Source organism: Streptomyces spongiicola, assembly GCF_003122365.1.
In the GTDB taxonomy this organism is placed as follows: Bacteria; Actinomycetota; Actinomycetes; order Streptomycetales; family Streptomycetaceae; genus Streptomyces; species Streptomyces spongiicola.
The window spans coordinates 6,167,849-6,189,389 of sequence record NZ_CP029254.1 but is presented as its reverse complement, the minus strand read 5'-3'; the positions used below and the strand labels follow the sequence as shown (position 1 = coordinate 6,189,389).

The 21,541-nt window shown below is 74.0% G+C and carries 20 protein-coding genes; 10 read left to right on the top strand and 10 right to left on the bottom strand.

All coding sequences use genetic code 11. The features are described 5' to 3' along the window. The first annotated feature begins 620 nt into the window (after positions 1-620). Complete coding sequence (locus DDQ41_RS26965; RefSeq protein WP_109296793.1) at positions 621-2,075, top strand: PepSY-associated TM helix domain-containing protein; 1,455 nt, start codon at positions 621-623, stop codon at positions 2,073-2,075. A gap of 62 nt (positions 2,076-2,137) precedes the next feature. Here DDQ41_RS26965 and DDQ41_RS31485 read toward each other — a convergent pair whose 3' ends face one another. The 3 genes from DDQ41_RS31485 to DDQ41_RS26955 form a co-directional block, all read right to left on the bottom strand. Next, entirely contained in the window at positions 2,138-2,311 is a 174-nt protein-coding gene (locus DDQ41_RS31485; RefSeq protein ID WP_162602597.1) for a hypothetical protein, read from the bottom strand. A gap of 431 nt (positions 2,312-2,742) precedes the next feature. Then, entirely contained in the window at positions 2,743-3,768 is a 1,026-nt protein-coding gene (locus DDQ41_RS26960; protein ID WP_109296792.1) for a hemolysin family protein, read from the bottom strand. Further along, positions 3,765-5,096 carry a hemolysin family protein gene (locus DDQ41_RS26955; protein ID WP_109296791.1) on the bottom strand — a complete coding sequence of 444 codons (1,332 nt, stop codon included), beginning with the start codon at positions 5,094-5,096 and terminating at the stop codon, positions 3,765-3,767. Before DDQ41_RS26955 ends, DDQ41_RS26960 begins: the two co-directional genes overlap by 4 nt. 416 nt (positions 5,097-5,512) lie before the next feature. On the opposite strand from DDQ41_RS26955, the gene DDQ41_RS26950 reads away from it, so the two are divergent. After that, positions 5,513-6,538: a sporulation protein gene (locus tag DDQ41_RS26950; RefSeq protein WP_109296790.1), complete on the top strand. Its 1,026-nt coding sequence runs from the start codon at positions 5,513-5,515 to the stop codon at positions 6,536-6,538. Positions 6,539-6,656: 118 nt separating this feature from the next. On the opposite strand, the gene DDQ41_RS26945 is transcribed toward DDQ41_RS26950, so the two are convergent. The 3 genes from DDQ41_RS26945 to DDQ41_RS26930 all read right to left on the bottom strand — a co-directional run bounded on the left by DDQ41_RS26945 (position 6,657) and on the right by DDQ41_RS26930 (position 8,732). Then, positions 6,657-7,595 (bottom strand): M48 family metalloprotease, encoded by a 939-nt coding sequence (locus DDQ41_RS26945; protein WP_109296789.1) that lies wholly within the window; start codon positions 7,593-7,595, stop codon positions 6,657-6,659. A 4-nt stretch (positions 7,596-7,599) separates the two neighbouring features. Continuing rightward, positions 7,600-8,010: a BlaI/MecI/CopY family transcriptional regulator gene (locus DDQ41_RS26940; protein ID WP_109296788.1), complete on the bottom strand. Its 411-nt coding sequence runs from the start codon at positions 8,008-8,010 to the stop codon at positions 7,600-7,602. 416 nt (positions 8,011-8,426) lie between these two features. Continuing rightward, the gene (locus DDQ41_RS26930; protein ID WP_262508589.1) at positions 8,427-8,732 is read right to left on the bottom strand and encodes a DUF5133 domain-containing protein; all 306 of its coding nucleotides are present in this window, start codon (positions 8,730-8,732) and stop codon (positions 8,427-8,429) included. 748 nt (positions 8,733-9,480) lie between these two features. On the opposite strand from DDQ41_RS26930, the gene DDQ41_RS26925 reads away from it, so the two are divergent. Both DDQ41_RS26925 and DDQ41_RS26920 read left to right on the top strand, forming a co-directional pair. Further along, entirely contained in the window at positions 9,481-9,981 is a 501-nt protein-coding gene (locus DDQ41_RS26925) for a MarR family transcriptional regulator (RefSeq protein ID WP_172607560.1), read from the top strand. 368 nt (positions 9,982-10,349) lie between these two features. Beyond that, positions 10,350-10,847: a MarR family winged helix-turn-helix transcriptional regulator gene (locus tag DDQ41_RS26920; protein WP_109296785.1), complete on the top strand. Its 498-nt coding sequence runs from the start codon at positions 10,350-10,352 to the stop codon at positions 10,845-10,847. Between the two features lie 130 nt (positions 10,848-10,977). Here DDQ41_RS26920 and DDQ41_RS26915 read toward each other — a convergent pair whose 3' ends face one another. Continuing rightward, entirely contained in the window at positions 10,978-12,234 is a 1,257-nt protein-coding gene (locus tag DDQ41_RS26915; protein ID WP_262508588.1) for a PP2C family protein-serine/threonine phosphatase, read from the bottom strand. A gap of 295 nt (positions 12,235-12,529) precedes the next feature. Between DDQ41_RS26915 and DDQ41_RS26910 the strand changes: the two genes are divergently transcribed. Beyond that, positions 12,530-12,898, top strand: a complete 369-nt coding sequence (locus tag DDQ41_RS26910) for an STAS domain-containing protein (protein WP_109296784.1) — start codon at positions 12,530-12,532, stop codon at positions 12,896-12,898. Between the two features lie 158 nt (positions 12,899-13,056). On the opposite strand, the gene DDQ41_RS26905 is transcribed toward DDQ41_RS26910, so the two are convergent. Continuing rightward, positions 13,057-13,632, bottom strand: a complete 576-nt coding sequence (locus DDQ41_RS26905; RefSeq protein WP_109297965.1) for a DUF4383 domain-containing protein — start codon at positions 13,630-13,632, stop codon at positions 13,057-13,059. A gap of 542 nt (positions 13,633-14,174) precedes the next feature. Between DDQ41_RS26905 and DDQ41_RS26900 the strand changes: the two genes are divergently transcribed. Both DDQ41_RS26900 and DDQ41_RS26895 read left to right on the top strand, forming a co-directional pair. Next, on the top strand, positions 14,175-14,675 hold the full coding sequence (locus DDQ41_RS26900; RefSeq protein WP_116426751.1) for a MarR family winged helix-turn-helix transcriptional regulator: 501 nt from the start codon (positions 14,175-14,177) through the stop codon (positions 14,673-14,675). 252 nt (positions 14,676-14,927) lie between these two features. Continuing rightward, a complete protein-coding gene (locus DDQ41_RS26895) occupies positions 14,928-17,054 on the top strand; it encodes an MMPL family transporter (protein ID WP_109296783.1) in 2,127 nt (708 codons plus the stop codon). Positions 17,055-17,322: 268 nt separating this feature from the next. Here DDQ41_RS26895 and DDQ41_RS26890 read toward each other — a convergent pair whose 3' ends face one another. Then, positions 17,323-18,099: a GAF domain-containing protein gene (locus DDQ41_RS26890; RefSeq protein ID WP_109296782.1), complete on the bottom strand. Its 777-nt coding sequence runs from the start codon at positions 18,097-18,099 to the stop codon at positions 17,323-17,325. 324 nt (positions 18,100-18,423) lie between these two features. Here DDQ41_RS26890 and DDQ41_RS26885 point away from each other — a divergent pair, with 324 nt between their 5' ends. The 3 genes from DDQ41_RS26885 to DDQ41_RS26875 all read left to right on the top strand — a co-directional run bounded on the left by DDQ41_RS26885 (position 18,424) and on the right by DDQ41_RS26875 (position 20,830). Further along, positions 18,424-18,816 carry a DUF2267 domain-containing protein gene (locus DDQ41_RS26885; RefSeq protein WP_109296781.1) on the top strand — a complete coding sequence of 131 codons (393 nt, stop codon included), beginning with the start codon at positions 18,424-18,426 and terminating at the stop codon, positions 18,814-18,816. A 224-nt stretch (positions 18,817-19,040) separates the two neighbouring features. Further along, complete coding sequence (locus DDQ41_RS26880) at positions 19,041-19,919, top strand: RNA polymerase sigma factor SigF (RefSeq protein WP_109296780.1); 879 nt, start codon at positions 19,041-19,043, stop codon at positions 19,917-19,919. A gap of 536 nt (positions 19,920-20,455) precedes the next feature. Continuing rightward, complete coding sequence (locus DDQ41_RS26875) at positions 20,456-20,830, top strand: STAS domain-containing protein (RefSeq protein ID WP_109296779.1); 375 nt, start codon at positions 20,456-20,458, stop codon at positions 20,828-20,830. A 160-nt stretch (positions 20,831-20,990) separates the two neighbouring features. On the opposite strand, the gene DDQ41_RS26870 is transcribed toward DDQ41_RS26875, so the two are convergent. After that, entirely contained in the window at positions 20,991-21,428 is a 438-nt protein-coding gene (locus DDQ41_RS26870; RefSeq protein ID WP_245990660.1) for an ATP-binding protein, read from the bottom strand. Between the last annotated feature and the right edge of the window lie 113 nt (positions 21,429-21,541).

Here is a 21,541-nt window from a genome sequence, read left to right as displayed (position 1 = left end):
AGCACGGCGCAGGTTCGACGTCGCCGTACTGTCGCTCGGCGCCGTCCAGTTCACCCTTCACATCGCCCTCCACCTGCTGTCCTCCGCACCCGCCCCGCACGCCCGGCACGCCCCGCACGCAGGCACGGGACCCGGGGCGCACGGAACGACGCACGGCCGTTCGCCCGGCGGCGGTCCGGCGTACGGGGCGGGCTCGCACCACGGGGGGCTCGGCGGCGACGCCGTCGCGTCCGCCGACGCCGCCGGTCATTCCATGACCGCCGCGATGACCGCGGGCCACGCGCTGGTGACCCTCGGCACGGCGCTGTGCCTGGTGTTCGGGGAGCGCCTGCTCCGCCGGCTCCGGGCACTGCTGCGGTCCGGGCTCCGCCGCCACTGCGCGGAGGCTTCCCCGCTGCCGGCACACCCCTCGTCCCCGGTGCCGGCGGCGGCCGAACACCGCCTCCGCCCGGGGGCGCTCACCCGCTGCCATCCCCGGCGCGGCCCTCCCCTCCCCGCTCCGGCCCGACCGCCGACGTCCTCGGTGGTCACGGCACACCGCCCCGGGGCTGGTTCGCGACCCGCCCCGTCCGCCACCGGACGCGCCGTAACCCGGCGCGCAGCACTTGGGGATCCCACCGATGACGTCAACCGTCCACAGACAGCCGCAGGGCGACGAACCGCAGTCCGCCACGCCGGAGCCGGCCGCCACCGGACGCTCCTGGCAAGGCGTCCGCGCCCTGCTGGTCCGTATGCACTTCTACGCCGGGGTCTTCGTCGCCCCGTTCCTCTTCGTGGCCGCTCTGACCGGCCTGCTCTACACCCTCGCCCCCCAGCTCGACCAGCTCGTCTACGGCGACAAGCTGACCGTCGAACGGGTCGGCGAGACCCGGCGACCGCTCGCCGAGCAGATCACGGCCGCCCGGTCCGCGCACCCTGAGGGCGCGCTGGCCTCGGTGACCACCCCGTCCGGCCCGGAGGACACCACCCGCGTGGTGCTGTCGGTGCCCGAGCTGGGCGACAAGCAGCGCACCGTCTTCGTGGACCCCTACACCGCGGAGGTGCAGGGCGAGCTGACCACCTGGTGGGGTTCGACTCCGCTCACGACCTGGCTCGACGACCTCCACCGCAACCTCCACCTCGGCGAGACCGGCCGCCTGTACTCGGAGATCGCGGCCAGCTGGCTCTGGGTGGTCGTCGCCGGCGGACTGGTCCTGTGGCTGGGCCGCAGCCGGGGCCTGCGCGCGAGGTCGGTCCGCGGTGTGCTGCTGCCCGACCGGACGGCCCGGGGCGTGCGGCGCACCCGCGGCCGGCACGCGGCGACCGGTGTGTGGCTGGCGATCGCCCTGTTCTTCCTCAGTGCCACCGGTCTGACCTGGTCCCAGTACGCGGGCGAGCGCTTCGGTCAGTTGCTCGACGCGGCGAAGGGACGCGCACCGGAACTCGACACCCTCCTGCCGGGCGCCACTCCGCCCGCGGAGGACGAGCACGCCGGCCACGGCGGCCACGGGGGAGCCGCGGACGGCGCCGGGGAAGCCGACGCCGACCCGGCGGGCTTCGACGCGGCGCTCAGGGTGGCGCGTCAGGCGGGGCTCGGCGGCACCGTCGACATCGCGCCGCCCGCGGACGCGTCCAGCGCCTGGGTGGTGGCCCAGGGGGACGACGTCTGGCCCGTCCACTACGACCAGGTCGCGGTCGACGTCGAGAAGGGCGAGGCCACAGCGCGGGCCCGGTGGGCGGACTACCCGCTCCTCGCGAAGCTCAGCAAGCTGGGCGTGCAGGGTCACATGGGCGTCCTCTTCGGCGTCGTCAACCAGATCGTGCTCGCCGCCGTCGCGGTCGGCCTGATGCTGATGATCCTCTGGGGGTACCGCATGTGGTGGCAGCGGCGCCCCACCCGGTCGGACCGCAGCGCACCGTTCGGGAAGGCACCGGCCCGCGGCGCCTGGCGCCGGCTCCCCCTTCCGGTGCTGATCGTCGGCGTCCCGGCCGTCGTGGCCCTCGGATGGGCCCTGCCCCTGCTGGGTGTGACGCTGCTCGGCTTCGTCGTCGTGGACATCGCGGTGGGTCTCGTCCACAGGCGCCGGACGACGTGACCGCCGAGGGAGGGCACAGCGGCTGTGTCCTCCCTCGACCGGGCCGCTGTCCCGGGAGTTCCTCAGGGCCGGTAGACGAGCTTGGTGGCCACGGCCGCGATCAGCGCCCAGACTCCGGCGCCGACCAGCCACACGGCCCCGGCGGCGGCCCCCGCGGCAACCAGGAGCACCGCCACGCCGCCGAGCACGGGAACGGCCGTGCACATCCCCCGGTCCGGGGGCCGGGTGGGCATCACGCAAGCAGGATTCCGCGGATCGGATGCCCCGTCACCTGCCTGCGCGAGCCGCTGACGCTTCCTTGACACCGCGCCGCAGCGCACTGCGGCGCACCACACCGCGCCGCGCCCCGCGCCCCCGCCCGCGCCCCCGCCCTGAACCCCGTACCGCGCCCCGCCGTACCACCCGCTTCGCACCGGCCCGCCGCGCGAGACCTGCCCCCGCGCCGGCTGCCCCGTACATCCTGGTCGCCCCGGCGCCCGTGCTGACCGGCACGACCGTGGCGACTCGACGGGCTCGTCGTTCCGGTGGGCGAGCGTGCCGTGCGCGGCGACGCAGGAGAGGTGCAGCGGACCAGACGGACGCCCAACACGGCCGCCGCCGCGCCCGGGAGGGCGGGGCGGCGGCCGGGGCGGGGCGGCGGCCGGTGTGCGGCAGCGGCGCTCGCCGATCAGACGAGCGCGTCGGGGGCCGGGCCCACCAGCTCCTCCAGGACGTCCTCCATGGTGACGAAGCCGATGACGGTGCCCTTGGTGCCGGTGACGGCGGCGAGATGGGTGCCGGCGCCCCGCATGGCCGTCAGGGTGTCGTCGAGGGGGGTGTCGATGGCGACCTTGATGATGGGGTGGAGGGCCGTGCGCGGGAACGGCTTCGTGCGGTCGGCGGCGCCGAGTGCGTCCTTGATGTGCAGGTAGCCCAGGATCGCACCGCCCTCCGCGACCACCGGGAGACGGGAGAACCGGTTGGCGACGGAAGCCCGCTCCAGTCCCTGGGGGGTGATGCCGGCGTCGACGGTGAGCATCTTGTTGAGCGGCACCATCACCTCGCCGACCGGCCTGGTGCCCAGCTCCAGCGCGTCCTGCAGCCGCTGGCCGTCCTCCGGCTCGAGGAGGCCGGCCTCGCTGGAGTCCTTGACCAGGCGGGCCAGCTCGTCGTCAGTGAAGACCGAGGCCACCTCGTCCTTCGGCTCGACCCTCAGCAGACGGAGCAGGGTGTTGGCAAAGGCGTTGATACCGAAGATGACCGGTCGCAGTGCCCGGGTCAGCGCCACCAGCGGCGGGCCGAGGAGCAGCGCGGTCGGCACCGGGGCGGCGAGGGCGATGTTCTTCGGGACCATCTCGCCGAGGAGCATGTGCAGATACGTCGCCAGGGTCAGCGCGATGACGAAGGCGATGGGGTGGATCAGCGCGTCGGGCACGCCGATGGCCTGGAACGGGGGTTCCAGCAGATGCGCGATCGCCGGTTCGGCGACCGCGCCGAGCACCAGCGACGACACGGTGATGCCGAGCTGGGCGGTGGCCATCATCGCGGACAGGTGCTCGATGCCCCACAGGGTGGTCCTGGCGCGGCGGTTGCCCCGCATGGCGGCCGGCTCGATCTGGCTGCGGCGTACCGAGATCAGGGCGAACTCGGCACCGACGAAGAAGGCGTTGGTGACGAGGGTGAGCGCGCCGATCAGCAACTGGAGAGTGGTCATCGGAGCTCCTCCACGCTCTGGGCCGCGGCGGGGGCGGTGATGCGGACGCGGTCGGCGCGGTGGTGCTCGGTGTGCAGCACGGCCAGCTGCCAGCCGTCGATGTCGAGGCGGTCGGCGGCGGCCGGGATGCGCTCCAGGCGGGCGGCGACCAGACCGGCCAGGGTCTCGTAGGGGCCGTCGGGCGCGGTGAAGCCGATCTCCCGGAGCTGGTCGATGCGCACGCTCCCGTCGGCGTCCCACACCCGGCGGCCGTCGAGCGCGGGCTCGGCGGGCTCCAGGTCGGGCGTCTCGTGGGGGTCGTGCTCGTCGCGGACCTCGCCGACGACCTCCTCGACGATGTCCTCGACGGTGGCGACACCGGCGGTGCCCCCGTACTCGTCGATGATCACTGCCATGGTGCGGGCCCTGCGCAGCCGCCCGAGGAGCTTGTCCACGGGCAGGGAGTGCGGCACCAGCAGGGGTGCGGTGGCCAGGTCGCCTATCGGCGTGAGCGAACGCTTGTCCTCGTCCAGGGCGAGGACGTCGCGGATGTGCACGGTGCCGATGACCTCGTCGAGGCTGTCCCGGTAGACGGGGAAGCGGGAAAGGCCGGTGGCGAGGGTGAGGTTCGCCGCGTCGGCGGCCGTGGCCTGCACCTCCAGGGCGCGCACGTCGACGCGTGGCGTCATGACGTTCTCCGCGGTCAGTTCGCCCAGGTGCAGGGTGCGGACGAAGAGCTCGGCCGAGTCGGCCTCGATCGCGCCCTCGCGCGCCGAGTGCCGGGCGAGGGCGATCAGTTCCTCGGGGGTGCGGGCCGACGCCAGCTCCTCCGCGGGCTCCAGCCCGAAGCGGCGCACCATGCGGTTCGCCGTGTTGTTCAGGTGGTGGATGAGCGGTCCGAACGCGGCGGTGAAGCCGCGCTGCGGCCCGGCCACGACCCTCGCCACGGCCAGCGGGCGGGAGATCGCCCAGTTCTTCGGCACGAGCTCGCCGACCACCATCAGGACGACGGTCGAGAGGGCGACGCCGAGGAGGGTGGACACGGTCGGCACGGCGCCCGCGGGCAGTCCGGCCGACTGGAGCGGGCCGCGCAGCAGCGCGGACACGGACGGCTCCGCGAGCATGCCGATCAGCAGCGAGGTCACGGTGATGCCCAGCTGGGCGCCGGACAACTGGAGGGTGAGGCGCTTCACGGCCTTCAGGGCGCTCTCGGCGCCCCGGTCGCCGCTCCGGGCGGCACGCTCCAGCTCACCGCGTTCGACGGTGGTGAGGGAGAACTCGGCCGCGACGAAGACGGCGCAGGCGAGCGTGAGCGCCAGGGCGACGAGCAGCAGGAGTGCTTCGGTCACCGTGCCACCTCCCGGCCCTCACAGTACGGCGGGCGGGACGGGGCACGGCTGGGACTGGGAGGTTCACCCATTGCGGGTCTGCTGCTCCTTCGTGACTCGGCGGGCCGGGTGGGCCCTGGTGGTTTCTCGTGGTCGGGACGGTACCCGTCGCACCATGGTAAAGGACCGGTAAAGCACCTGACCATTCCCCTGGCACAGGCCATCCATGAGGCCTTTTCGGCCAATCCGGTACGCCCGCCCGCGAGCGCGACCTGCGGCGGGGACTCCGCTCTATGCTTCTACATGCGTGTAGATAACGCCAGGGTGGTACGGGATGTTCCCGGGCGGCGAGGGTGCTCCCCGGCCCGGACCGCCCGACCGCGCGGCTCCGCCGCTTCCCGCAGAACCCCCGCGTACATGAAGGAGTGAACGCCACGATGGTGTTCAAGCGACTGCTCGGCTCGATCGGCGTCGGCGGCCCGGCCGTGGACACGGTCCTCGCCCCCGGAGCGGTCCCGCCCGGCGGCAGCCTCACCGGCGAGGTCCGCCTCGAGGGCGGGGACGCCGCCTTCGACATCGAGCACATCACCCTGGAGTTCGTCGCCCGCGTCGAGGCCGAGACCGATGACGGGGAGCACGAGGGGGAGGTCGCCTTCGAGCGCTTCACGGTCGGCGGCGGCTTCCGGCTCGAGGCGGGCGTACGGCACACGGTCCCCTTCTCGGTGGCCGTGCCCTGGGAGACGCCGGTCACCGAACTGCACGGGCAGGCCCTCGGCGTCGTCCTCGGCGTGCGTACCGAGATCGGCGTGGCCGGCGCCCGGGACAAGGGCGACCTGGACCTGCTCGCGGTACGGCCGCTCCCGGTCCAGGAAGCGGTTCTGGAGGCGTTCGGGCAGCTCGGCTTCGGCTTCCGCTCCGCCGACGTCGAGTACGGGCGCATCGGGGGCACGGCGCAGCGGCTGCCCTTCTACCAGGAGATCGAACTCACCCCGCCGCCGCACCACGCACACGCCGCCGACGAGGTCGAGGTGACCTTCATCGCGGGCCCCGGCGGTGTGGAGGTGGTCCTGGAGGCCGACCGCCGCGGCACACTCCTCGGCGGCGGCCACGAGGCGCTCACCCGCCACACCGTCGCCCACGAGGAGGCCGGGCACGCGGACTGGAACGCCAGGGTCGACGGCTGGCTGCGGCAGCTGCTGGAGCACGGTGCCTCCCACGCCGGACACGGGTCCCACAGCGGCCATGCCTCCCACGGCCTGGTCGACGGGACCGGGCACGGCGGCCACCACCACGGCGGGCACCACCACGGCCCCGGCGTGGGCACCGCTGTCGCCGCCGGTGCGGCGGGCCTCGCCGTGGGTGTCGGCGCGGGCATCGTCGGCGCGGAGATCGTGGACGAGATCGGTGACGCCTTCGAGGAGGAGGAAGAGGAAGAAGGCGGGGACGGGGGCGAGGAGGACTGACAGGTCCCGGGGAGGCCTGCAGAGGCCCACCACCGGGCCACTGCAGGCCGTGGCCCGCCGGGCCGCTGCAGACCGCTGTAGGCCTGTAGAGCTGCCCGGCGGGCCGCCGGGGGGCGGCCTACAGCGGCGTCGCGGCCTTCAGGACCAGGAACAGCGCCACGGCCGAGTTCGCCGACGACAGCGCTGACACCGCGGTCCCCGCGGCGGCCGTCCAGAGGGCGACGCCCGCCGCGGTGAAGGCGGGCGGCCAGGTCCGGGCGGGCGGCACGGGCCCCAGCAGGGCGGCGACGCGCCGGGGCACCGGACCCGTGGCGAAACCGGCCGGCACGTCGAACGGCCTGCCCCGGGAGGCCATGGCCGCCTTTCCGACCGCCCTCGCCATCACGCGCCGGCTGCCGATCGCTCCGGCGGCCTCCTCGTCCGCCCAGCGCTCCGCGCAGTAGGCGACGGCGGTGTGCAGGGGCCGCAGGAAGGGGTTGGCGCGGGCGGCCAGCCGGGCCGCGAGGAGATGGCGGTGGTGTCCCGCGGCCAGATGCGCGCGCTCGTGTGCGAACAGCGCGCGGCGCTCCCGCGAGTCGAGGCGTGCCAGCATGCCGGCGGACACCACGACCCTGCCCCCCGAGGAGCCCCGGCCGCCGGGCAGCGCGTAGGCGTACGGCGCCTCGTCGGGCAGCACCGCGACCGAAGACGGCGGGAGCCCCTCCAGGGCGCGCTCCGCCCGGCGCCGGACCCGGTGGTGCCGCCACAGCGTGCGGACGGCGGCCACCGCGACGGCGGCCAGCGCGGGGATCGCCAGCCTGCCCGCGACCTCGTCGTACGGGACCGCCTCACGCACCTCGGGATCGGACCAGCTGTCCGGCAGCGGGTTCCCCGGCAGCTGCGCCGTGCCCACCACCATGATGAGCGCGAGGCAGAGCGTGCTGCACAGGGCCAGCAGGGCGCCGACCCCGGCCAGGACACGGGTGGCCGTCCGGGGGTGCAGATGCTGCTCGGCCAGGCGTGCGATCGGCCACGCCGTCAGGGGCAGCACCAGGGGCAGGAAGACGAAGAGACCCACCCGGTCACTCCTCGGGATCGTCGTCCGTATGGTCGAGCAGCTCGCGCAGCACCTGCTCGTCCTCGGGGGACAGGGAGGTGACGAAGCTGGTGAGCACCGCTTCCCGGTCGTGTTCGCCGTCGAGGACGCGGCGCATGCGCAGGGCGGCGAGACCCGCCTGGTCCGCGGTGGCCTCCCAGGCGAACGAACGGCCCTCCCGCTGCCGGGTGACGGCGTTCTTGGCGCGCAGCCGGGACAGGATCGTCATGACCGTGGTGTACGCGAGTGCTCCGGGCAGGCGCTCCTGCACCCAGGCGGCGGTGACCGGGCCCGGCGCGGTCCTCAGCACGGAAAGCACCTGTGCCTCGAGTTCGCCCTGTCCGCGACGGCGCCCGCCGCCCGCGGGGAGCGCGCCGACCGTTCCCCGGTTGCCCAACCCCGTCTCCCTCCGGCGTCGTCCCGCCTTCGCGGCCTCATCGTACTGACTGCGGTGAGCCGAGGCGCGACGCCCGCAGGCCGGCATCGGTGCGCGCAGGCCGGCGTCGGCGGCCGCCGCGGACCGTCGGCGGCGGGCCGATGGCGGGACCGCACCGACCGCGCCGGGCACCGGGCACCGGGCACCGGGCACCGGGCACCGGGCACCGGGCACCGGGCACCGGGGAGAAACGACCGGGACACCGGCGGGGACGCGGCCGCGCCGCCCGGTGGCGCGGCCGCGGGAGAACCCGTGCGGAACGGAGGCGCACCGCCGGTGGCGTGGCGGGAAGACCGTGCCGGACCACGGAAGTGCGCCGTCCCGGGACCGAACGGCCGGGTGCCGTTCGCCCCCGGGACGGCGCATCGCGGGACGGGTCAGGCGACCAGGGTGGTGCCGCTGCCCTCCCTGGGCGTAGCGGTCGGGCGCGGTGCCGTGCCCTGCTTCGGGTTGCCGGTGGCGCCGCCCGTGGCGGGCGCGGGCACCGGAGCCGGGATCGACGCCCCCGCCAGCAGCGCGTCGGCCCGTTCGAGCGCGTCCCCGATGGTGCTCGTGGCCGTCATCACGCACAACGTGTAGGTCACGTCGTCCAGTGCACGACGGCTCTCGTCGTTCCCCGGTACGGCGATGCGCAGGTCCGCGTAACGCGCCAGGAGGCTCCGAAGCGCCTTGGGGTCCGGCATCAACACAGCGTCCACTCCTTCTTCTGATGTGCTCACCATGTGCCCCGAATCCACCACCTCATGCACGGCATTTCAGGCGTCCCTCGCACCACGCCACAAGGCCACCCGTATGTCCGTACGGTCGGCTGCACCGTGTTCAGGCGGCGTCGGAGTGCCGGGGCCCACCCCCCGAACGGACGTCCCACGGGAAGGCCGAGCCCTTCGTGAACGACACCCACGAGTCGGCGGCCACGTGAGGACGCCCCGGTTGACGACCGCCGCCCCGTCGGCACCCGGCACCGGGCACCCCGCCCAGAGCCGCGGCCGGCTCGCCGCCGAGGTTGAGCACCAGGGCGCTGCGCCGGGGGCGGCCAGCAGCACTCACGCCATGGCGGCCGCGCGGGGCACCGTCCGTCGGGCGGACCGGCGGTCCCCGGCGCCGGACATGGCGTGCAGGCGCGGGCGCGGGCGCGGCGGGAGACTGCCGGATGACCGGAGGCGGCCCGGAGCGGGCCGAGGAAGTCAAGGAAGCCGAGGAAGCCGATCGCTGCGACCAGCCGGGCCCTGCGGCTCCCGCCCGGTGGGACTCTGCCCTCATCCGGGCCGGTCATCCGTCCGGTGCGGCCGCCCCCGGGAGGGTGCGCCGTGGTCCCCGGTGCCCGATGCCGGTAAAAAGATATGGTTGCGGTGGCGGGGACGGCTTTCCTCCGGACCCGCGGTGGTGACGGCCCCGAGAGACGAGGGTGACCGATTCGGAGTGTCGGACGGTATGGATGCGAACCAGTCTGCCTCCCGGCCTCGGCGGCACGAGGACCGGGTGGTGGGCCATGAGTTCGTCCGGCTTCTCGAGGCCCTGTGGACCCGGGGTCGCGAGGTGCCGTACGCGCCGGTCTCGGCCTCGCAGCTCCGGGTGCTCTACACCCTCGACCGCGACGAGGGGATCAACCTCAGGACCCTGGGCGAACTGCTGGGCTCGGCCCCTTCGTCCGTCAGCCGGCTCTGCGACCGGCTCGAGGCACTCGGCTTCGTCCGGCGGCTGCCCAGCCAGGTCAGCAGACGCGAGCTGGAGTTGCATCTGACCAGCCACGGGCGGACCTATCTGCAGGAGTTGCGCAGCCGCCGCGACGCATCGCTGCTCGAGGTGATCGAGGGGATGACGCCGACGGCGGCAAGGGCGCTGCTGGTGGGGCTGGCCGGTTTCCGCGACGCGCTCGGCGAGACGGACCGCGCACCGGGTCTGCGTCCGGCCGACGACGCCCGTTCCGCCTGACGCGCGTCTCACGTGACGCCCGTCCCACATGACGCCCGTCCCGCCTGACACCCGCGCCGCCGCCCCTCCCGCGGCCGGGTGTTGTTCGCCCCGGCCGCACGGGACGGTTTCACCGTCGCACGGGGATCGACGGCCGGCCGGGTACGCGGGGAGGGATATGGTGACCCGGCAAGCGCCTTGTGCCCGCGGCCCGCGCCACGAGCGGCCCGCCGGAAGTCCGCCCGCGGATCCGGCCCGGGACCGGCGTGCGGAGACAGGTGCACGCACCGGGTCCCCGGGCGTCGGCAGAGCACGTCCGATGTAGCCGACAGGGCTGATATGACTGAATGGCCGATATCGCCGATATCGCCGATATGGAGTGTCACGGCATGAGCACGAGTCCGGCTCCACGGTCGCGGCGGGCCACCGGTGCGGCGCGGGCGGCCTGTGACGTGATCGAGATGCTCGAGATCCTGTGGGAGCGGGGCCGGGACACCGTCTCGGCCGTGTCGGCCTCGCAGCTCCGGGTGCTGTACAGCCTGGAGCGCGCCGACGGGATCAACCTCCGTACGCTCGGCGACGTCCTGGGCTCGGCGCCGTCGTCGGTCAGCAGGCTGTGCGACCGGCTGGAGGCCATGGGTCTCGTCGAACGGACCCCCAGCCCGGTCAGCCGGAGGGAGCTGACGATCCGCCTGACCGGTCACGGCACGGCGTACCTCTCCCAGTTGCGTTCCCAGCGCGAGGAGGTCCTGCTGGCGGCCGTCCAGGCCATGGACCCGGCCTCCCGCGCCGCGCTGCTGGAGGGACTCCACGGATTCCGGCAGGCCGTGGTCGCGGACGCCGCCCAGGAGTCCGGTCCGGACGGCGGCTCCGCGCGCCCGAGGTGAACGGCCCGCCCGCAACTGCCTCCTGCCGGGGCGGGGATGGTGTGCGGGCCGCCGCGGGGATGCCGTGCCCCCGGACCGGGCAGCGGCACGCGGCAACCCCCCCGGACCGGGAAACGGCACCCGGCAGGGGTCAGGAAGCCACGTGCGGCAGCCCGCCGGACCGGGAAGCGGCACGCTGCAGCCCCCCGGACCGGGCAGCGGCACGCGGCAGCCCGCCGGTGCCCGCACCGCGTCCGTACCAGTCGAGGCAGAGCACCAGCGCGTCGTCGTCGGGGCTCTTGTCCCCACGGTGGCCCGCGAGTTCCCGCAGTACCGCCCCGGGCACCTGGGTGGGCGGCAGAAGGCTGGCGGCCAGCAGCGCACGGGGCAGGGAACGTTCGCCGTAGGGTTCGCCCGCCGGCGACAACGCCTCGTAGACGCCGTCGCTGCCGAACACCAGCCGGTCGCCGGGGCGTACGGTGAACCGCTCCGGCACGTACACCGTTTCCTCGAACATGCCGAGTGGCAGCTGCGCGTCGAACGGGATCGGCTCCACCTCGCGGTCACGCAGTCGCCACAGCCGGGGCGAGCCGGCGTCGACGGCCTCCACCTCGCCGGTGGCGAGGTCGAAGCGCAGCAGGAGCACCGACACATATGCCCGGCCCCGGTAGTGGGCGTAGACGGCCTGGTCGGCGAGGGCTGCCTGGTCGGCGAGGCAGAGGCCCGCGCGGCGGGCGTTGCGCAGGGCGTTCACGGCGAGGTTGCTGAGGAGTGCGGCCTCGGTGCCGTCGCCCATGCCGTTGGTGACGGCGACGGTCAGGTGGTCCCGGGACACGGACCAGTCGTAGTTGTCGCCGAAGATCCCGTAGGCGGGTTCCAGCTGGGCGCCGAGCGCGAACTCGTCCCGGGCGCAGGCGCGGCCGGGGAGCAGCTGCCACTGGATCTCGGCCGCGAGGGTGAGCCGTGCGGCACGGCGGGCCAGCAGGTACAGGTCCGTGTCGCGCTCCGCGACGAGCATCTCGTGGCCGAGCGCCTCACAGGCCAGGCCGAGGTCCGGGAGGTCGGCCTCCGTGAAGGCGTCCGCGGCCATCCCCACCGTCAGCACGCCCAGTCGGTCACCGCGCACGGTGACGGGCAGGTGCACGGAGACCCGGTCCCCGCTCTCCCCGGTGACGTACGGCTCCTGGGAGCCGAAGACGCGTCCCTGGGGGCTGCCGTGGATCGGCACGGGCTCGGCCGCTCCGGGCTCGGCGGCCACGGCCTGCAAGGACCGCGTCCCGTAGTCGGCCAGCCGGAGCTCGACCGCGGTGGTGCCGTACCGCTCGTCGAGAGCGGCGCTCATCACATCGAGCAGAGAGTGGGGGGCGGCCCCGCGCAAGGCCTGCTCAAGAGCAGCGAACTCGTCCACGTCATCCGATTCTCGTCGTGCCGGAGCCATACGCCCAGCATGCCGTCATTGTGCACGTATCCACGGACTCCGGGGTCACGAACGCCGGGCACGAGATCACGATTCTACGAGCCGGAAACAATATTTGTCACGCGGCAACGGTATCCGGGCGGCAACTCAGAAAGAGCAGGTGTGCGCACACCCGCCCTGGGCAGACGTGCTGCGGTCAGCACATGTGTGCCGACCCCACCGAGTGGCGCCCCATGCCGTGGGCACACCGGCGCAACGACCATCCGGAAAGCGGAGGCACTTCCCCATGGGACAGAACCTGGACGTCGAGGTCGAGATCCACGACCCCGGCACGGCGGTGGTGACGATCCGGGGCGAACTGGACGTGGACACGGCGACGCTGCTTCGCCACCACCTGGCGAACCAGACCCTGCACGGCCGGCGTCATCTCGTACTGGATCTGTCCGCCGTCGGGTTCATGGACTCCTCCGGGCTGAACGTGCTCATACGTGCCACCAGGGAGACCCGGGCCATGGGCGGGGATCTGCACCTCGCGGCTCCGGTACCGCAGGTCGCCAAGCTCTTCGACCTCACCGGGCTGAGCCTGACGACCGCCGTTCACGAGGACGTACCGGCGGCGCTCACCGCCCTCGGAGGAGCGGGCACTCCCTCCTGACCGGCACTCCCTCCTGACCGGACACTCGAGCCCGACCGGACACTCGAGCCCGACCGGACACTCGAGCCCGACCGGCACCCGACCCCGAAGGTCACTCTGCCGTCGGCTCGGGTCCGGGGGCAGGCTTGCCGACGGGCGGGCGGACGACCGCGGGTCGGTCACGACGGGCGGGCGGGCGACCGTGCGTCCCGACCCGCCGAGACCGCCCGCCGCGGGCGGGTGGACGACCCGGCCCCGAGCGCCTGCGCCGTCGAGCCGGCCTCGCGGCGCGCCTGCTCGGGGTGCCGGCTGCGCCAGTAGGGATTGTCGTGCGGAAGTCCGCCGCTGACCCGTCCGTACATGCCGAACGTGACGATGAGCAGCCCCATCACAAAGCTGAAGACGACGTTGGACATGCTGAAGTCGAGGATGTTGGCGGGGCGGTCGAGCAGGAACAGGTGCACGAAGCCGCTCAGCACGAACGCGGCGCCGACGATCATGTTGAGCGTGCTGGCGACGTTCCCTCCCACGACAGCGCCGCCCAGCAGCAGCAGACCCACGCACAGGGAGACGAGGCTGAGCAGACCGTTGCTGGACATTCCTGCCACCCGTGCGCCGTCGGTCTCGAACCAGCCGAGGCCGTCGGCGAACCCGAGGCTCGCGAAGACGAGCAGGATCACACCGCAGAGGGCGGCACCCACGCGGTAGACGGTGGCGAGGCGGTGGTCGACGGGCAGTTCGTCCCTGAGTTTCACGGTGTCCTCCTCCGCGTTCACCGCCGGGACCGCCCGGCCGGAACCGTGTGCCGTGGCCCGTTCGGCCCCGGCCGTTCGGATCGGCGGCGAGGGTGCGGGCCGCTTACGAGAGCAGGTTGCGTCGCCCGGGCGCGCCGAGCGACTCGCATCGGTACTGCGTCGTTCCACGGGGCGACGTTGCACGGGCGACGTTCCGCAGGACGCCGTCGGCTCGCGCGCCTCGGCGGACCGTGGTCCGGCAACACATGTCTCGCCCGCACACGACCGCCGGCACATGTCTCGCCCGCACACGACCGCCGGCACATGTCTCGTCCGCACGTGTCTCGTCCGCACACGGCACGGCGGCACATGTCTCGTCCGCACACGGCACGGCAGCACGGCGGCACGGCGGCACGGCGGCAGACGATTCGACGACTGCCCCTGGACGCCGTGCCGTTCGGCGCCCGGCCCCCGACCACCTGCCCCGCGGTGGACGGCGGCGGAGGTCACCGTCCACCGCTCTATAGGGTGGGGGCGTGGCGAGGACGAACGAGACGGGGCCGGTGGACACCGCCACCACCGCCGACGCGACCGGCGCGGTGGCGGGACCGGCCGGGCCTGAAGGTCGCGACCTGCAAGCCTTCGCCGTGGAGCTGCGCCGGCTGAACGGCGAGATGAACCGGCTGGTGCACGGCTTCGCCGCAACCCAGGGACTGCACGCCACCGACGTCCAGGCGCTGGCCGCGATCCTGGACTCCGACACCCCGCTGACTCCCGGGCGGCTGCGGGAGCACCTGGGGCTGACGTCCGGAGCCGTGACGGCGTGCCTCGACCGGCTGGAGCGGGCCGGCCACATCCGCAGATCGCGCGACAGCAAGGACCGTCGCGTCGTCCATCTGCACTACGCCCCGCGCGGAAGGTCCGCCGCCCGCGCGCACTTCCTGCCGCTCGCCGAGGCTGCGGCCCGGGCCCAGGAGGGCTTCGGCGACGACGAACTGGCCGTCGTACTGCGCTTTCTGACCGCGATGAACGAGGAGCTGGACCGCCTCTCCGGACGCCGCTGACCCCGCCGGGGCCGCCATGGAAACCGCTCGGGCCGCAGAGCATCCGGTTGCGGCCCGCCGCCGGAAGAGGGAGCGGCGCCATGCCCCCCCGCGACGGTCGGCCTCCCCCGCCGGACGGTCCGGCCGCCGGGACCCCGAGTCGATGTACGGAGCCGGCACATGCCAAACTGTTTCAATCATTGAGATAGTCGATGACTGGGATAATTGACCGTCGACCATCGCGTGAAGCAATCGCACACACCCGGGAGTGCCATGTCACCCTCCTCGCGTCCGGCCCGCCGGCTGGTACCGCTCCTCCTGCTGGCGGTCTGGCTCGTCTGCGGCGCAGCCCTCGGCCCCTATGCCGGGAAGCTCGGCGAGGTCGCCACCAACGACCAGGCGGCCTTCCTGCCGCGCAGCGCCGAGTCCACCCGGGTCGTGGAGGCCCAGGAGGCCTTCCGGCAGGACGAGACGCTCCCCGCGGTCGTCGTCTGGACCGCCGATGACGGAACCGCGGACGCGGCGATGCGGCGGTCCGCGACCGAGGCCCTCGCCTCGCTCGAGGGTGCGCCCGGCACCGCGGGCGCGGTGTCCCCCGCCCTCCCCGCCGAGGACGGACGTGCCCTCCAGGGCGTCGTACAGTTGCGGCCCGACCTGGGCGAGGAACTCCCCGACGTCCTGGCGGCGGTGCGCGAGGCGGCGGACGGGGTGCCCGGCGCGACGGCCTACCTCGCCGGTCCCGCCGCCACGCAGGCGGATCTGTCCGACGCCTTCGCCGGGATCGACGGACTGCTGCTGGCCGTCGCCCTCGCCACCGTGCTGCTGATCCTGCTGCTGGTGTACCGCAGCGTGCTGCTGCCGCTGGTCGTGATCGCCGGCGCGGTCCTCGCCCTCGGTCTGGCCTGCGCCGTCGTCTACGCGCTCGCGGACCGCGACGTGGTGCGGGTCGACGGGCAGGTCCAGGGCATCCTCTCGATCCTCGTGATCGGCGCCGCGACCGACTACGCGCTGCTGCTGACGGCCCGCTACCGCGAGGAACTGGCCGGGCAGACGGACCGGTTCGCGGCGATGAGGGCGGCGCTGCGCCGGTCCACCGGCCCCGTCGTGGCGAGTGCGGCCACCGTCGCCCTGGGCCTCCTCGCGCTCCTGTTCAGCGACCTGACCAACAACCGGGCCCTCGGTCCGGTCGGCGCCATCGGCATCGTCTGCGCCGTACTCAGCGCCCTCACCTTCCTGCCGGCCGTGCTGGTCCTGCTCGGGCGCGCCGCCTACTGGCCCGCCCGGCCCGGGCAGGCGGCCGACGGCGACTCCGCGGACCGGGGCATCTGGCCGCGCGTGGCCGCGCTGGTGGACCGCGCGCCGCGCAAGGTCTGGGCGGCCACCCTCGCCGGGCTGCTGGCATGTGCGGCGTTCGCCCCGGGACTCGTGTCGAAGGGGGTCCCCCTGGACGAGATCTTCGTCAACGACGCGTCCTCGGTCACCGCGCAGGCCGTGCTCGGCGAGCACTTCCCCGGCGGCTCGGGCAACCCGGCGGTCGTCATCGCCGACGCCGACCGCGTCAAGGAGGTGACGGCGGCGGCCGCCGCGACCGAAGGAGTGGACTCCGCCGTTCCGGCGACCGCCGCAGGGCGCCCCGGCGCGGGGGAACCGCTGACGGCCGGCGGGAAGGTCCGGATCGACGTCACCCTGGAGGACGCCGCGGACAGCGACGCCGCCAAGGACACGGTGGTGAGGCTGCGGGACGCGGTGCACGCGGTACCCGGGGCGGACGCCCTGGTCGGCGGCTACACCGCGCAGCAGTACGACACCCAGCGGACCGCCGAACGGGACCGTCTGCTGATCGTGCCCGTCGTACTCGTGGTGATCCTGCTCATCCTGGTCGCGCTGCTCCGGTCGGTGCTGGTCCCCGTGCTGCTCGTCGTGACCGTCGCCCTGAACTTCGTCGCGACACTGGGTGTCTCGGCGCTGGTGTTCCAGGGCGTGTTCGGGTTCTCGGGCACCGACGCCTCGGTGCCGCTGTACGGGTTCGTCTTCCTGGTGGCCCTCGGCGTGGACTACAACATCTTCCTGATGTCCCGGGTCCGGGAGGAGTCCCTCCTGCACGGTACGCGGGAGGGTGTCCTGCGCGGCCTCACCGCGACCGGAGGGGTCATCACCTCGGCGGGCGTGGTACTGGCCGCGACCTTCGCCGCGCTCGCCGTCATCCCGCTGGCGTTCCTGGTCCAGATCGCCTTCATCGTCGCCTTCGGGGTCCTGCTCGACACCCTCGTCGTCCGGTCCCTGCTCGTCCCCGCCCTCGTCAGGGACATCGGCCGCACCGCCTGGTGGCCCGGTCGGCTGAGCCGGGAGCAGCCGGCGGACCGGGAGCGGCCGGCGGCGGTCCCGGCGAACGTCGGCTGACGGCGAGGATCTGACGCGGCCTCGCTCCGGACCCGCTCCGGACCCGCTCGGGGCCGAGGCCGGGTCCCAGGACTCCGCCGGCCCCTCGGCCCCTCGGCCCGGCGCTCCGGCGGCGCTCCGACGGTGGTCCGGCGCTCGGCCGGTGGTCCGGCGGTCCGGCGGAGTCCTGGGCCCCGCGCATGGGTGCGTCCCGGCCTTGCGAACGCGGACCGGGGCGTCCGCGGCGGATCCGGTCGGCCGGTACGGGCGCGGGCAGGCCCTGCCGGGCTCAGGGGACGGCCGCGTACGCCCTGCTCCCGGCCGGGTCCGCCGCCGCACCCCCGGGGCGGGGGCCGGGCAGGTGCTGCCCGTGGGCGTCCCGGGGCTGGAGCAGCGCGTCGGACACGTCGAGCAGGGAGCGGCCGTCCCTCGTCCCGGCGGCCTGGAGCATGGCCAGCGCCTCGGCGGCGGGGCATTCCTCGCGGGCCGCGAGATAGCCGGCCGCCCGGTGGATGCGGTCCCAGCGCGCGGCCCGTGTGTCCGTCGTCCAGACCGGGCAGCCGCAGTCGTCGCTGCCGTGCACGGCCCGCCAGCGGAGCAGAGCGTCGAGCGCGACGCCGGCGGCCCGCTGCCCCTCGGCGACACGAGCCTCCGTCAGCTCGGTCTCCCCGGTGTAGTACAGGCAGATCACCCCGACCGGCGTGCGCTGGACGTGCATCGGCAGGGCCAGCATCCGGCGCACGTCGTCGAGTCCCTCGCGGAGCGGTGATCGCCGACGGCACGGTGCGCGGCGCAGGTCGGCCACGTGGACGGGGCGCATGCGCAGGGCGGCGCTGACCGACGGCCCGTCGCCGAGGGTGAACTGCGCGGCCTCGGCGCGCAGGGCCGGCTCGTCGGTGGCGTGGAGCAGCCGCCAGTGCTCCAGACGGGGCAGGAAGGACAGAGCCGCCCGCTGGGCGCCGAGTGACCGGGCGAACGCGGCGCACAGCCGCTGCGGCAGGCTCCTGCGTCCCATGGCGGCGGCGACCGAGACGTCATGAACGATCGAAGGTGACTCCTCCAGCATGGTCTTTCCCTTTCAGCCGTGGCTGCCACGTGGGCAGCGGCCCCGCGGCGGCCGGCCGTTCCGAACAGGCCTGCCGGGCGTCCGAGGGGCCTCCGTTCGCCTACCACGCATCCCGGGGCTCATGTGCGTTCCGCCCCTTCCGTCGCGCTCCGAGTGGGGTTGGCGCGGCCCCGGCCGCACCGGCCGCACCGGTTGGGCCGGTTGGGGCATGCCTCGGGGGCAGCGGTGATTACCGTCCGCCGCGATGGGTAACCGAATGGTCACTTTCAGTGGCCGAGCCGTCCCGGCGCGGGCCGGCGGAACGACCACGGCGAGGAGTGCGCGATGAAGAGCGGATTGGAAGCGTTGCTGGACCAGGTGCGGGAACGGGGCCGCTACGGCAGGAGGCGGGAAGCCGCCAGGGCCGTCGAGAGCGTCCTGGACGTGCTGGGCGCCCATCTGGTCGGGGACGACCGCAGCGATCTCGCCCGGCTGCTGCCGCAGCAGTGCGGTCCGGTGCTGACGGACGGCTCGCCGGCGAGCACGCCCCTGACTCCCCGGGCCTTCGTCGAAGCCGTCGCGGCCCGGGACCACGGCGACTTCGGCGAGGCCCGACGCGCCGTCACGGCCGTGCTCGGCATCGTGGCCGACGTGGCTGACGACGCCCTGCTGCGGCGGATCCTGACCCAGCTTCCCCCGGGTCACGCGGGACTGTTCGGCCGTACGGAGCCCGCATGAGCGCCGGTACGGGCGGTACGGGCGGTGCACGCAGTGCAGGCGGTACGGGCAGTACAGGCGGTACGGGCAGTGCAGGCGGTACGGGAGTGACCGCCGGATCCCCGCCGGAAGCGGTCCGCGGAACACGCCGGACCGATCGGCGCACAGACGGGAATGCTCTCGGATTCCCGGGGTATGCGGACCGCGCACGGGGGATGGAGACTCGGACGACAGGGGTGGATGGCATGGCAGCCGTGACCGCAGTGACAACCGCGGCGCAGGAGACGACTTCGGCGATCGGCGGGATCGAACTGGCGCCCGTCGCGGACCCGTCCAAGGTGGCTCCCCAGGATGCACGCGGCCTGTCCCGTCAGTTCTTCGCCCGGCTGGCGCGACTCGAGGAGGGCACCCACGAGTACCAGTACGTACGGAACACCCTCATCGAGATGAACCTCTCGCTGGTCAGGTATGCGGCTGGCCGCTTCCGCAGCCGTGGCGCGGACGAGATGGAGGACATCGTCCAGGTGGGCACGATCGGCCTGATCAAGGCCATCGACCGCTTCGACCTGTCGCGCGAGGTGGAGTTCACCACCTTCGCCGTGCCCTGCATCGTGGGTGAGATCAAGCGCTTCTTCCGGGACACCAGCTGGGCGGTGCACGTCCCCCGCCGGCTCCAGGAGGCCCGTGTCGAGCTGGCCAAGGCCACCGAGGAGCTGCGGAGCAGGCTCGGCCGGACCCCCACGGTGAGGGAGCTCTCCGAGCTGATGTCCCTTCCCGAGGCGGACGTGATCGAGGCCCGCAAGGCCTCCAACGCCTACAACTCCGCCTCGCTGGACGCCGCGTTGACGGGTGACAGCGCCCAGGACGGCGAGGCGGCCCTCGCCGACTTCATCGGTGCGGAGGAGGCGGCGCTCGAGCTGATCGAGGACTTCCACTCCCTCGCTCCCCTGGTCGCCGAACTCGAGGAGCGCGACCGCAGGATCCTGCACCTGCGCTTCGTGGAGGAACTCACCCAGGCGCAGATCGGCGAGCAGCTGGGCATCTCCCAGATGCACGTTTCACGTCTGCTGAACCGGATCATCAAGCGGCTGCGCACCGGGCTGCTGGAAGTCGGCACCGCCTGAGCGGCGAGGAGTGCGTCGGCGCAGCTCACGAGCCGCGCCCCGCGGACGCACCGGCGCCGCACGAGGGACGATCGGCGGTGGTCCCCTCACCCTGACGGGACGCCATGGGAGGCGTCCCGACGGGCAGGGGGCCACCGCCGCCGGCGTGGTCGGGCCGGCGGCGGGGGTGCGATCCGCAGGCATGGTCGGGCCGGCGGCCCGACCCCGGCCCGGGGCTCCGCTCTCCGCGTCGTCGGACACCGCTCTCCGCGTGGTCGGACCCGGTCCCAGCCCCGTCCGTGTGCGGGACCGCCGAACGGCTCCCGGGGTCCCGCGGCCCGCCCGTCCCCTGCCCAGCCCGGCGGCACCCGGCGAGGGCGCGGGATCGACGACGAGTCAACGGCGAATCGACGACGAGTAGGGCGCCGCCCTCCCGGTCCGCCACGCCCCCGCACACATCCTGATCCGCCCTGAACCGCCGTGCCCGGTCCTGTTCCGCCCCGGGACACCGGGCCCGTGACTACCGGTGCGGTGCGGGTACGGGCATACTCCCCACCATGGACGCGAGCAGCGAAGACCGGTCCCGTGCCGACCGCGAGGCCCGGCAGGACGGAGAGGGCCCGGTCGGCGCCCAGTACGCGGCCGGCGGCGCGTGGGTGATCACCGCGCGCGGCGATCTGGACATGACCAGCCTGCCGCCGCTGGACGACGCGCTGGCGTCGGCGTCCGCAGAGCATTCCAGGGTCGTCCTCGACGTCTCCGGCGTGACCTTCGGGGACTCGGCCTTTCTGAACCTGCTGCTGCGTGTCCATCAGAAGGCGGACCTGCGCGTGGCGAAGCCCCAGCCGCAGCTGCGCCGTCTGCTGGAGATCACCGGAGCCGACAAGGTGCTGGACGTGCGGCACGACCTGGACGCCGTACCCCGCCCCTGAGCGCCGCGCGCCCGGTGGCGGGGAACGCCTCACCGCCGCGGCCGGCGCCGGGGGCCGGGGCCGGACCAGCCGAGTGCCCGGGAGCCGGCCGCTCGGGCCGGGCCGCTCGGTGCCGACCTGCCGGTGCCGGCCGCTCGGTGCCGGCGCCGCTCACCGACGGTCAGTCGCAGCGGACGCGTACCGCGACGCGTTTGCCGACCGGCTCGCGTTCGACGGTGAAGCCGTCGCAGAGCGCCAGGACGATCTCCAGCCCGTGCCGGCCCACGCGTCCCGGGTCCGCGGCCCGCGCCAGCGGCAGGGCCGTGCCGCCGTCCCAGACCGTGACCACCACGCCCGAGGGGATCCGCTCGACGTCCACGGCGCAGGGGCCGTGGGCGTACTTGCAGGCGTTGGTCACCAGCTCCGACACGATCAGCCGGACCGCGCCCACCGTCTCCGAGGCCGGGTCGAAACCGTGCCCGTCCACCAGGAACCGCGTGGCGAAGCCGCGGGCCTCGGCGATGCTTCCGGGGCCTCCGTCGTACACCGCGCCGGCCCACGCTTCACCCGGCCACGCCGAGGCCGCGTCGTGGCTCGTCCCGATCACACTCGAAGTCATCTGCTGGTCGTCCCGTTCGTCCCTGCCGTCCCTGGGTCGGCGCTCTCCTACCCCGAATCCGCGCGACGGCACCTCCCGGACGACGGAAAATCGACGCGGCCGGTGTCCGGAAC